At 61.2% G+C, this 12,410-nt stretch carries 7 protein-coding genes; 2 read left to right on the top strand and 5 right to left on the bottom strand.

Annotation, left to right across the window (positions count from 1 at the left end; genetic code table 11):
* Positions 1-45 precede the first annotated feature (45 nt).
* The 5 genes from ACMYLB_RS05885 to ACMYLB_RS05905 all read right to left on the bottom strand — a co-directional run bounded on the left by ACMYLB_RS05885 (position 46) and on the right by ACMYLB_RS05905 (position 8,916).
* Positions 46-3,300 (bottom strand): sacsin N-terminal ATP-binding-like domain-containing protein, encoded by a 3,255-nt coding sequence (locus tag ACMYLB_RS05885; RefSeq protein WP_415910020.1) that lies wholly within the window; start codon positions 3,298-3,300, stop codon positions 46-48.
* A 7-nt stretch (positions 3,301-3,307) separates the two neighbouring features.
* Positions 3,308-6,169 (bottom strand): ATP-dependent DNA helicase, encoded by a 2,862-nt coding sequence (locus ACMYLB_RS05890; RefSeq protein WP_415910021.1) that lies wholly within the window; start codon positions 6,167-6,169, stop codon positions 3,308-3,310.
* Positions 6,169-6,813 (bottom strand): JAB domain-containing protein, encoded by a 645-nt coding sequence (locus ACMYLB_RS05895; RefSeq protein WP_415910022.1) that lies wholly within the window; start codon positions 6,811-6,813, stop codon positions 6,169-6,171. Before ACMYLB_RS05895 ends, ACMYLB_RS05890 begins: the two co-directional genes overlap by 1 nt.
* A gap of 183 nt (positions 6,814-6,996) precedes the next feature.
* The gene (locus ACMYLB_RS05900; RefSeq protein ID WP_415910023.1) at positions 6,997-7,266 is read right to left on the bottom strand and encodes a hypothetical protein; all 270 of its coding nucleotides are present in this window, start codon (positions 7,264-7,266) and stop codon (positions 6,997-6,999) included.
* 24 nt (positions 7,267-7,290) lie between these two features.
* A complete protein-coding gene (locus tag ACMYLB_RS05905) occupies positions 7,291-8,916 on the bottom strand; it encodes a hypothetical protein (protein ID WP_415910024.1) in 1,626 nt (541 codons plus the stop codon).
* A gap of 135 nt (positions 8,917-9,051) precedes the next feature.
* Between ACMYLB_RS05905 and mobF the strand changes: the two genes are divergently transcribed.
* Both mobF and ACMYLB_RS05915 read left to right on the top strand, forming a co-directional pair.
* Positions 9,052-11,949, top strand: a complete 2,898-nt coding sequence (mobF, locus tag ACMYLB_RS05910; protein WP_415910025.1) for a MobF family relaxase — start codon at positions 9,052-9,054, stop codon at positions 11,947-11,949.
* Positions 11,946-12,335 (top strand): hypothetical protein, encoded by a 390-nt coding sequence (locus ACMYLB_RS05915; RefSeq protein WP_415910026.1) that lies wholly within the window; start codon positions 11,946-11,948, stop codon positions 12,333-12,335. Before mobF ends, ACMYLB_RS05915 begins: the two co-directional genes overlap by 4 nt.
* The last annotated feature ends 75 nt before the right edge of the window (positions 12,336-12,410 follow it).

Here is a 12,410-nt window from a genome sequence, read left to right on the forward strand (position 1 = left end):
GGCGCAAGAAGTATTTACCCTTGGGGTTAATCGAATACTTGATGCTTATGGGGCGGATTCAGCGAGCGCAGACCAGCCAGGGTCGAAGGTGAAGTGGTGGGACTTACCGGCAGGGTTCTGGATGCGATGGAGCTGGGTGGCGACGGGGTCGCGGGTGTTCTCGACGACGTAGAGCCAGTAGCGGTCACCCTCGGCCTGGGCTTTGAGGAATTGCTCGCGAGAAAGGGCCACGGGGCCCGACCACGAGCCGCTACGGGACTTCACCTCGACGTAGCGGGTGGCTTGTCCGGGGTCCGCGGACGGACCCTCGAACAGGTCGAAGCCGGGGTTGCCGGGCGGGGTGGTTTGGAGGCCGGGCTCCTGGGTGAGGATGTAGGCGATGGCGTCCTGCTCGATCTGCATGCGGGCGGCCTGGTCGAGGCCTTCGGGGTCGGCGGGCTGATCATCGGGGGATGCGGCGACGTAGGTGTGAAAGGCGGGGCGATAGGAACCTGGGTTGGGGTGCGAGGAACCGGTATGGCCGCCACCGCCGCCGGGCCCGCCAGAGGAACCACCGCCGCTTGGTCCGGAGCTTGACCCTGAATGCGAGCCGGTGCCGGAGGCGGTCTTGCCGGCGCTGCCGCCGGTTCCATTCCCGCTTTGGCGGCCGGCACCGGGAGCGTATTCGCCAGTGGAGCCGCCGACTGGTTCGGAGGGAGCGGGTGCGTCCCCGCCAAGGAGGGCATCGATGGCCGCAGTCGGTGTGGTGGGCGGGGCTTCTGGGGCTGGCGCGGGTTGCTCGGGTGCCGAGAGTTTTAGTAGATCGGCCAGCTGCTTCTTGCTCGTGATGCCTTGGGATTTGAGGAGGTCGAGGAGGTCGGGCTCTAAGCCGGCAAGTTGGGCCAGTTCGACTTCGGCTCGTGGCTTGAAAGGAATAATAGAGAGGAGGAACGGATGGGCAGGCCAAGGAGGCGTGATAGTCTCAAACACGACCTCGGAAGGAAGGCCAAGCGTGCCGTCGGGTTTGGGAACCCAAGGGGATTTGCGGAGCTGTTCGACGAAGGCGGCGGGGAACGAGCAGGAGCGTTTGGCGTAGTGAAACCAGCTATACTCGCCGGAGAAGAAGGTCTTTCCTCGATTGGTTTCCACTTCGGCCAAGGCGTCCCAGAGGAGAAGCGCGCGTTCATGACGTTGCGATGCTGGCAGCACGGACAAGTAGGCGAAGACCTTTTCCAGATCGCGCAGGGTGAAGTCTGTGACCGGTGCGTCGTAACGCGTATTGATAGCCTGGTAACCCGACTCTTTCCGCATCTCGTATAAGTCTGCCGTGGTAAATCGAGAGGGGACTTGAATCGGCAGGAGGTATTCGTTACCGCCGCAGGCCCGAAGAAGTTTGCGGTGAGTTTCGTTGGGGATGTTGCCTGCGTCCTTATCGATGAGCCAAACTCCGCTGATTCCGGCAAAGAGGGTCGCGAGCCGGTCGGTGTAGATGTAGGCATCGGGCGGGCAGACGCGACTTCGGGCCCCGCTGGCAGCATCGGTTGCAAACACGAAGGGTGTGACACGAAGGGCATCTAGGAGGCGCTTACGCTTGTCGGACAGGTTGGTCTCGGCGGCGGCGTGAATACGTTCTATGGCGGCGGCGTATTCCGCGTCCGATGGAGCGTATGAGGCGTCGGCGAAGCGCGGGAGAAGATGAGAAATGACGTCGTCAACGACGTCGGGAACGGTGAGGCCGATGCGTTTAAGAAATTTGAGAGCTGGCTCGTAGGCACATAAAACAGGGTGAACTGCGGGGTAATCGGTTCCTACCGCAGAGAGGTAAGCCCGTGGCTCGTCGCCATCGAAGGGGGAGACGTGGGTGCCATCGGTCAGCCGAATGATGGGCCTGGCGAGCAAACCCGATCTTTGCCAAGCGCCTTCTTGAGCAGCGAGAAACTCATAGAAGCGAGCGAGCCACTCGGTGGTCTGAGATTCAAGAAACGAAGACTTGAGGCGTGAGAGGACTGCAGCCGCATCGAAGTCGAGGATACCAAGTTCCAGGTTAAGAAATTTGTGCAGTTGCGGAGTGCGGTCGGCAGTAACCCCGTCGATTACCCAAGCCAAGGGCGTGGACGATGAATCAAGCTCACCTAGCTGCTCGGGAGAAAATAGAGTGCGAATCTCCGCAGTGCGACCCAAGCGAACTTCGGCAGAGGGACGGTGAGTGCCATCGTGACAGGGAATCAATCGATCGCTGACGAATGCTGAGCGAACCGCATTGAAGATCGGCTGAAAAAGCGACTCGGAGATGAAGCGCTCCTTTTGGATTGGGAGCGCATGGAGTGCCTGAGCATCGAGTTTACCGATGGCTTTGAGTTGCCGGATCGAATCCGGCACGAGCTGAGCAAGCTCGGCGACCAAGTGCTTGTTCCAGGCGTCGTCGCGGGGAATGTTGTCGCGACTCGGCGTGGTGCGGAAGGGCCCTTGGAGGATCGCGCCGAACTGGGTGTGGACGATGGTGGGGAAGAAGACCGATAGCTTGGCGCTTTCGATAGGCTCGACGCGGTCTTTGAGGAAATGGTAGGCGACCTCGACACGGCCGACAGGTATGGCGGGGTGCTCGGGCTTGTAGACAGGGCGCTCAAAAACAAGGTAGGTGGCATCGGCTCCGGATGCGCTGACAATAGTTACCTTACGTGCGTCGCGGGCCCCGGGGGCTGGCGGTGCTTCGCGAAGGTAATCCCCCTGTGATTGGCCGGATTGCCAACTCACTCGCTCAATCTCGCGCAGGAAGATAAGCGTGCTAAGCTCTAGGTCTGCTAGGCCGGTGTGAATTTCTGCATACGCCGATGAGTCTTGGGAGTTAAACGGGAAGCGAAATACAGTTTGCCCAGGCTCGGTGTGGATAGGGTCGATTCGGCAGGGGTGAACGTAGTTTTCGATGGCGAAGTGCTCGTCGCCAGAATGGATTTCGGGGCGGTCAGTGAAGGCGTAAACGGATTTGAAGCCGATGCCGAAGCGACCGATGTCGGTGAGGCGTTTGGAGTGCGTTTCGGTGCTTTCACCGATGCCGCAGATGAAACGCACATCCTCAGGCGTGAATGGAGCGCCGAAGTGGGAAAACACTAGAGCGTCGGGTTCGAGGCGGAAGCTGACTTCGCGATTCCGGGGAGGCGGAACGTGACGGCGCAGGGCATCCTCGGCGTTCTGGAGCAGTTCAAAAATGAAGTGCGACCGGTTGTCGTAGCGCTGGGCGAGCAGCATGGGGCCGATGCGGCCGATGTCCGTGCCGTAGCGAACAATGTTCTCTGAGCGAAGCTTCTCGTAGTCGGTCGGCATGGGTGACTCAGGACGGGAAAGGCTTGATGAGACCGTCGTGGGCGCAGACGGCTTTCAGGTCGCACTCTTTGCACACCTTACGGCCGGGAGGACGGACGACGTTGAAGTCGCGGTCTTGGATTTTGGCGACGACCTGGTCGAAGGATTTACCGGCAGCCTCCACGTGCTGCGGATGGTAGTCGAACTCCATGAGGGCATCGGATCTTTTCTCCTCTGCCGTCCAGTAGAGAAGGAGGCGTTCGGGTCGCTTACCGTAACGCTGCTCCAAGATGTGTGCGTAGGTGCAGAGCTGCTTCTCGTAGACGTCGAGGATGGGGTCGTTTGGCGCTGGTCTCTCGGAAGTCTTGAAGTCGAGAAGCTCCAGTTTCCCGTCGGAGCCCATCAGAAGATCGACTTTGCCGGTCAGGATGTAGCCGTCTTTCTCAAGGGAGACATCCACCTCGGTCTCGCGGACCCGCTGCATGGCGTCACGATTTTGGTGGAAGTAGTCCAAGACCTGTTTGAGAGCGTTTTCCTTGGCCGCGGGGCCGGTCGGCCTGACGTCGCTGAGGCACAGGAAGCGGTAGGTTTTTTCGAACAAATCGAGAACGCGGGCGTCGTCGATCTGGTCGAGCAGTCCGTCAAGGACGAGACGGTGGATCTCCTCAATGGACTGGTGAACCAAGAGGCCGAAGAAAATCACTGCCGAGCGGGATGGGGTGAAATCTAAGTAGCGGTAGTATTGATACTGGCGCGGACAGGTTTCGTAAACGCGGAGATCGCCGGTAAAGGAGAAGCGTTTTTTGACAGGATGGCGGTCTTTGCCCTCAAAACGCTGGGCTGTGAGCAGATCGCGCTGAATGTGGGGCCACTGAGGAAGTCCGTCCCAAATTTCGCGAAAGTGATCCTTCGGCTGGGTGCCGCAGGTGAGCACGAGGAGCTTGGCGGCGCGAGAGAAGGCGACGTAATGAAGGCGCATCCGGTCGAAACCGGTAATGCGGTTCATGGGTTCGAGGACGGGCCGTTGGCAGAAGGGGCCCAGCAGTTGATCCACCTGCTTCCCTGTGCTGATGTTGGCATCGAGACTGCCGACGACGACCACGGGAAATTCTAGGCCCTTAGACTGATGGATAGTCAGGATCTGAACGTGTCCCTTGGGGAGTGGTTGATCGGGGTCCTCGAACTCGTTTAGGCCGCTTTCGTGAAGCAGGCGAAAGAAGCTATTGAAGAGGTGACGCCGAATCCACTCCCGGTTCTTGTGGGTGATGATCGTATAGTGGTAGTAGCTCTGGAACGAATTTAGCAGTTGGGTGAGAATCGCGAGGCTGCGGGCGCGGTTCTCTTCCTTCATCACCGAAGCAAACGGCTCGACTGCGAGAAGACGGTAGAGGAAATCCGCGATGCGAAGGTCGAGTGATTCGCCGGTGTTGAGCCCCTGGATGAGGCCGACCCACTGGCGCAGTAGCTTGGAAAGTGGCGAGTCGCCGCCACCGGCGGCACCGGCGAGCGAAACAAAGGCGCGATCAATGTAGTTAGCAAACGCAGTCAGGGCCGGGCCCTTCACTTCGCCACGTCCTACACCATGCCAACCGAAGATCAGCGCGTAACAGGCCATCATCCACTGAATCTCCTCGCACTCGAAGAAGCCGCGCGCGCGCGGGCAGTAGGCGGGGATGCCGAGGGCCTTTAGTGCGTCGGTAAACCGGCCGCTGTGCTGAGTCTGGACGCTGCGCAGAAGCAGAGCCACTTGGGCGTAGTCCTCAATTATCGAGTTGTCTTTGAGGAATTTGACCAAGGACGCGAAGCGTTCGGCTTCGTCGCTAAGGTCTTGAGTCCAGATGCTGAAGACCGCCGGATAGTCGGGGTGATTTTCGGGGGCGTTCGGCAGAATGGATTTGTCGAAGCGAAAGCGCTGGTTTCCGGGCCCCGACCAATCTGCGGATGCCATCCAGCGGTCATACGCGGAGATGATGGCCTTATGTGAGCGGTAGTTGGTGGTGAGCGGAATCTGGGTGGCCGATGGGAAATGCTTGGGGAACTCCAGAATGTTTCGGACCGTGGCACCGCGAAAACGATACAGGCTCTGATCCTCGTCACCCACCACGCATACGTTGAGGTGAGCGGAGGCCATTTTGAGCAAGAGCCGCTCCTGAATGTAGTTTGTATCCTGATACTCATCGACCATCAAGTAACGCACACCTGCACACACTTTGGAACCGATGGCATCTGAAGAAAGAACCTCGAATGCGAGCGACTGGATTACGGCAAAGTCGATGCGGTTCTGGTCGTATTGGGCCTGACGATAGCGGAGGTATGCGCCGCCAAGAGCGGAAGGAAACGGATCCGGGGAAATTTGAAGGCTAGTCGGGTCGATCTGTTCTTCGGTGATTTTATTGAAGAAGGAAATAGCGCCCTCAATCGCAGTCCACTTGGTGGACCATTTTCCTAGGAAGAGATCATTAACCGGTGGGCCGAAGACGGTGTCGAATTGCTCGAAAAGGAAGAGCTGTTGGGTGAGTCCGTCCAGAATCTGGAAACTGTTCCCCAGCTTGGTGTGATGGCGGTGGCGATTAAGTATGTCGTGGCAGATACCGTGAATCGTGCCGACGCGAAGCTCCGTGAGGTCTTCGGTGTAGCCGATCTTGGCCGCACCAGCATTGAGGCGATCACGTAGCTCAAGTGCGGCCTTTTCTGTGAAGGTGCAGACGACTATTTCAGAGGGCTTCGCCTTACCTAGGGAAAGGAGGTTTAGGGTGCGAAGGACCAGGCTGAAAGTTTTGCCGGAGCCGGGGCCCGCTATGATCAAAACGGGGCCCTCGGTGGTTTCGACAATGCGGCGCTGCTCCGGGTTTAGAGAGGAAAAGTGAGATAGGATTGAGGGCGCAATCATTACAACAGACCCTGTTCTCGAAAGCTGAATGACGAAGTGGCGGAGACGATAAAGTGGTCGATGACCGCCACCTTTGCCGAGGTGGCTGCTAGAACCAACTGTTTGGTTACTAGTTTATCGACATCTGACGGTGCTGTTGAGCCGCTCGGATGATTGTGAGCGAAAGCAACGGCGAATGCATCAGCCTTCACAGCTAGCCTGATAATCTCGCTGGCAATGACGCTCGTTTGATCAACTGCGCCGCGTGAATGAGTAACAATCTTGACGAGCCTCAGCGAAGGAGAAAACAGACCGACTTCGAAGACCTCGACTGGTTCATGTCCAATGCGAGCCCTCCAGATGTCCTTAAGCTGAATGGTTAGCGATTCCGTCGACGTCTTTGGCTGATTGGATATCTCGGTTTCGAGAAAATGCGGAATAATCTCTCTGATGTATCTGATTGCGAAAATCGTTGCTTCGCCGACTCCTTCGATTTCCAAAAGTTCTTCACGCGATGCTCGCATCACTGCTGGGAGGCCTCCGAATCTTGCATGGAGGCGCTTTGCCAGAGGCTTAACGTCTCCTCTCGGAATAGAGAGGGTCAGCAAAAGTTCGATCACTTCATGCGGAGTAAACGCAGCCAACCCTGCCTGATGGTAGCGCATCCTCAGGCGTTTGCGATGGCCCTCTCCTGACCCTGGTTCATACATCCAAACGCAAGTCTAAGGCGCGCGTGCTGCTTTCCAAGTCAATCTGAAGGCAGTTATACTCGTAGGTGCCTATTTTGCAGAATCTAGCGCACTAAAATGGTAGGTGTGACCTTCGGGCCGCATTTTGATGCTTTCCGCTCAAATTTGCTGACCGAGTTTACGAGACCGACTTTGGGAAAGGTTTTGCGTGGTTTCACGACGAGTGCGTGCTCTGACCAAGAGTTGTTCTGCGTGCGTCGTAGTCCCCGACTCCACAAACGCCTTCACCTCGTGCTTCGTCCGAATGTGATCGGCCGGCCCCATTTCTTTCACTTTGAGCCGTTCAGTGATGACGCGGACCGCATCGCTTTCCTTCCGTAGCGCCATCAGCGTCTGCACGGTCAGTTCGGGAGTCTTTTCAGGATTCATCGGCGTTGCGCTTGAGGATGACGGTTAAGCGGGACGAAGACAGACTTTTTTGAAGCCGTTCGTGCAGTGACGCACGACAGCCGTGTGGTCGGGCAGGCGGCGGAACTCGTGCGGTTTGATCCGATACTCCTCGGTTCGCTGGTAGGTGTGGGCGGTGTGGTCGAGGTGCACGGTGCGCGTGGCGCGCTCGACGTAGTGCTTGCCCAGGGCGTTGGCGCACCGGAGAGCGTCGGCCTCCGACGCAGCGCGATACATGACGAGATTCTTCAAATTCAACGCGAGCACCTCGGCCTGTTCCTTCGTCTGTGGCGGGATCAGCGACTCGAACGCTTGGGCGGAAACCACGAGCATGAGCATGCAATCGCGCAGACGGTCGATGACGTTGAAGTCGCTGGTGCCGTCGTGGCTGGCCGTGATCGCGTTCTGGAATTCGTCACCCACGTAGACGAGCTGGTTGAGCGCATACTTCTGCCACGGCGGCAGCGAATACCGGCGCAGCGCGTGGCGGTAGAGCAAGAGCTTCACTACCGTGAACACGTATTGGCGCTCCGTGGTGTAGTCCTGCGGCACGTCGATGCAGAAAATCTTCCCCTTATCGACGTCCGCCATGGCGGACGTGTCGGGTTCATCGGAGCTGAAGATTTCGGCAATCTCGGGGGTGCCGAGGTATTCGAGGTAGTTCTGGGAGGTGCCGATTTCACCGGCACGCTGCTCCTTTGCGTCATGCTTGATGTAGGTCTGGTCGAAAATTTCGGCGAGTTGCACGCGGCGGTCCGTGGTGTCGAGCTTGGTCAGGTCCTCCAAGGCGAGCTTCAGTTCCGTCTCCGAGGTGAGGATTTTGTAGGCGTTCGTCGCCGTGACCGGGCGGCCGATGTCGGCCAGCAACTCGAACGCGCGGCTGATGTGGCCGGCGCCCTTCACCTTGAAGAAGCTCTTTTCGTCCTTCGGATTCAGTGCCGCCGCCGTGTCGACCAGGATGCGCGCCCGCGTCGTGAACGGCAGCCGGGCATCGCCCGTGACGTTCAACCGGTGCGCATTGACGGCCGGCTCGCCGACGAGGCGCGGCCGAAGACGGATGATGTCGCGCTCGCGGCCGTATTTCTTCGCGAGCCATTCCAGGTAAAACCACTCGTCGCCCTTGTTCGCCATCACGACGCCGCCGAGCGTGGGATTCCGCTTCACGAGCGACGCGAGGAGACCGTTCATGCCACTTGTCTTGCCCGCGCCGGTGTCGCCGGAGAAGAAGAAGTGCCGGTTCGCCTTGTCGCGCGTCCAGCGGAAGCGTGCGAACGTGAGCACGATTTCCCAGCGATCCGCGACAATCTTGCCCTGCGGGTCGCGCACGTAACGGCGATGGTCCGCGAAATAAAACAAGGAGGACGCCAGCGCGCACACGAGCGCCGCGACCGCCCAATGCCACGGCGCGGGAACGGTGGTGGTGCCGTAAAGGCCGGTGCCGGCGATCACCAACGCGAGCGGCAGGGCGGCCGGCGCCCGTAATCCCGGCTCATTGTGGCGGAGATTGCGTTGAATCAGCCAGCCCGCCGCGCCCAAAAACACGCCGGAAATCACGAGGGAAAGGACGGCGGGCGCGCGTGGATCGTTGAGCCAGGCACGCAGCAAAGCATCGGGTGCGGGCAGGTGTTTCATGATTTACGGCGCGCACAAAAGGCCGGTCGCGCGTGAATCGCGAGGGCGCGGACCTACCGAAAAAAGGGTAGCTGGGCGCCCGCGTCCGAAAGGCGTCCCGGCCCGAGCTCCGAACCCAACGAACTCGTTAGGGTATTGCGTCTGGGGCCAAACAAAGGCGACCGATTCACGCCCACCCTGCCAGAGCGTCTTCACCTCGGACGTGCGAAAACCGACCGTTGCGCTACCGCATCCCCGGTAGGCGGGCTACCCCAGAACCGGGAGGGGCGCGCCGTTGAGCTTGGCGCGCGCGTGGTCGGACTGGGAGGCATGATCACGGTGGGTGTCATCCGCAACGGCGCGACCTATCTTTCGCATCACCTGCGGAAGAACGATTACTGGTCGGAAGGCGAAAAGGCCGTGCAAGGCGAATGGATCGGTCTGGCCGCGCCGGCACTCGGCTTGGCCGGGGCCGTGACGGACGCGCCCTTTGAGGCGCTGCGCTTGAATCGGCATCCGCAAACCGGCGAATCGCTGACGCAGCGACTAATGAAGGACCGCGTGGCGTTCTTCGACATCCAACTATCCGCGCCCAAGGACGTGAGCGTCCTGGCGCTGGTCGGCGGCGACGAAAGGGTGCGCACCGCCTTCGCCGAGTCGGTGCGCGTGGCCTTGGACGAGATGCAACGGTTCGCCGCCGTGCGCGAGCGCCGCGGGGAAGCGGCGTTCACCGAAAAATATCGGCTGACCCGCAATGTCGTCGGCGCGCTCTTCCACCACGACGCGAGCCGCGACCTCGATCCGCAGCTGCACGCGCATGCCGTGCTGGCGAACGTGACGTGGGACGCCGAGCGCAACGCGTGGATGGCGCTGCAACCGGCCGAAATGATGCGGGCATCCGGCTATGTGCGGCAGGTCCTGTATCGCGAGCTGGCCGTCCGCCTCCGCGCGCTCGGTTACGAGACCTACGAAATGAATTCGAAGGGCTTTGCGGTGCGCGGCGTCGAGCACCTGCGCGAACGCTTCTCGAAGCGCGCGCGGCACGTGCAGCAGCTCGCGGAGGAATTTGCGGCGGCGAAAGGCCGGAAGCCGACGAAGCGCGAGATCGAAGTCCTCGTGCGCGAATCGCGACAGGACAAGCTCACCGAAGCCACGACGCCGGAAGTTCGCGCGCGGCAGCGAGCCGAACTCAACAGCGAGGAACGCGCCGCGTTGGACGACCTCGTGCGCCGCGCGCGCAGCGACAAGCCCCGGCTGCATCAATCCTACGGCTGGGTCAGCTCCGTCCTCGAAGCGGCCTTTCGCCACGTCTACGAACGCAACAGCGTCGTGCGCGAAGGCGAGGTGCTGAAGGCCGCGCTCGAACTCCATCCCGATTTCTACCGGTGGCGCGAACTGCGCGAAGCGCTCGAAAATCACGCCGATGTCATCCGCAAGGATGGCGAGATGAGTCTCCGCCCCATCCGCCGCGAGGAATCGCAGACCATCGAACGCGTGAAGGCGGGCCGCAATCGGCGCTTCCCGCTCGGCGACGCGAGCACACTGCCGGCGCATCTGACGCTCGGCCAGCGCCGCGCCGCCGCCGCCCTGCTCGCGAGCCGGGACTTCGTCGCCGTGCTGATCGGTGACGCGGGCACCGGCAAGACGACGGTCTTGAGCGCGATCGAAGCGGCCCACCGCGCGGCGGGCGGTCAGCCGTTCCTCCCGCTGGCGCCGACGACGCGAGCGCGCGATGCGATCACGGAAGCGGGTTTCAGCGGCGCCGATACCGTGCAACGGTTCCTCGTCAGCGAACCGCTGCAACGCAGCGCCGCCGGCCGCGTCGTGCTGGTCGACGAGGCGGGACTCCTCTCCACCGAACAACTCGACCGCCTCACGGCACTGACCCAGGCGGTTAACGCGCGGCTGCTGCTCGTGGGCGACACCAAGCAGCACTACAGCGTCCAGCGCGGCGACGCGCTGCGGAACGTGCTCACGTTTTCGGACACCCCGGTCGTGCGCCTGTCCGAAGTCCTCCGGCAGCGCAGCGAGGCGGATCGCCGCTTTAGCCGTCTCCTCGCGTCGGGGGCGTTCGTCGAGGCGTTCACCTTCGCCGAGCGGCGCGGGCTGATTCGCGCCGCCGAGAACGACGACGCGATGTTTGCCACCGCGGCGGAGCACTACGTGCGGAACCGCCGCAGCGGCGTTCCCACGCTCGTCGTGATCCCGTTCTGGGATGAAATCGAGCGTTTCAACGCCCACGTGCGTCCCGCGCTGCGGCAGGCGGGGATGCTGGGCACCGACGAGGTGCTCCGGCGGGCCGTGAAGCCCCTGAACTGGACCGACGAACAGAAGGTGCATTGGGATCAGTATCGGCCCGGTGATCAGCTCCTGTTCGCCCGGGACACGAGCGACTTCAAACGCGGCGTCGCCGCGGAGGTGGTGCGAGCGGTCTCCAATGGTCTTTGGGTGCGGGGCGCAGACGGCAAGGAAGTGAAACTCACCCGCCGGCAACGCGCCGCGTTCGACGTGGGCCGCCTGCAAACGCTCCCGATCTCCGTCGGCGAAAAGCTCCTCATCCGGGGACGCGAAGACCGGGAGGGATTCGCCAATGGCGATTTCAAGGAAGTCGCCGCCGTCGACCCGGTCGCGGATCGCGTGGTGTTCACCGACGGCCACGAATTGCCCCGCGATTTCGCCGCGTGGACCTACGCGCACGCGCTCACGTCGTATCGTTCGCAAGGCAGCACCGCTGAGGAATCCCTGCTGGTGCTGGGCGAAGTCGCGATGTCGGCGCTCGCCCGCCGGCAGTTCTACGTCGGGAACACCCGTTACCGCGGCGCCCATGCGATCTACGTCTCCGACAAGGCCAAGATTCTCCGCCGCCTCGCCGCGCCCGATCCGGGCCGCGAGCTGGCGACGGAATTCACGGCGCGGCATCGCATCGTGATGGGCGAGCGCAACGTGCCGCGCCCCGTGCGCACGATGAGCGCGAAGGTGCGCGCCGCCTGGCAGGCGATGCACGCGCATCGGCACGGTCGGCGGGCCCACCAAACGCAGAAGGCTAATCTATGAACGACAAACCGGTGCAGCGTAAGGGGCGGCAGTATTTCGACACCGTCGTCAGCCCCAGCCATGTCACCTTCGACGACGGCAAGGAACAGTGGCGCAACTTTCCCTGGTCGCTCTACGTCGAGGCGCGCTGGGAATACGCGGAGCCGGATTTCCTGCGCATCGAGATTGGCGATCACATGATCTTTCTCCGCGGTCATAACCTTGGCCCGCTGAAACAAGCCATCGAGGAGCATACGCTGCTTCGCGTGCGCTCTCGACCGGAGTTGGAAGAGGACCGCGCCAACGAACCCGACAGCTTCGTCACGGGCATCGTGTTCCGCACGGCGGCGCCCCGGCCGGCGAAAGGCACAGAGGGACAGCAGTTCGAATTCAACCTTATGGGGTAACATAAAGCGCGATATCCGGTCAGAGAAAGAGACAGTTTTCCCTCGGCGGCGGCGACCGCCCGGCGGGTTCCAAAA

Origin of the sequence: Oleiharenicola sp. Vm1 (assembly GCF_047777955.1) — a bacterium.
Classification (GTDB): Bacteria; Verrucomicrobiota; Verrucomicrobiia; order Opitutales; family Opitutaceae; genus Didemnitutus.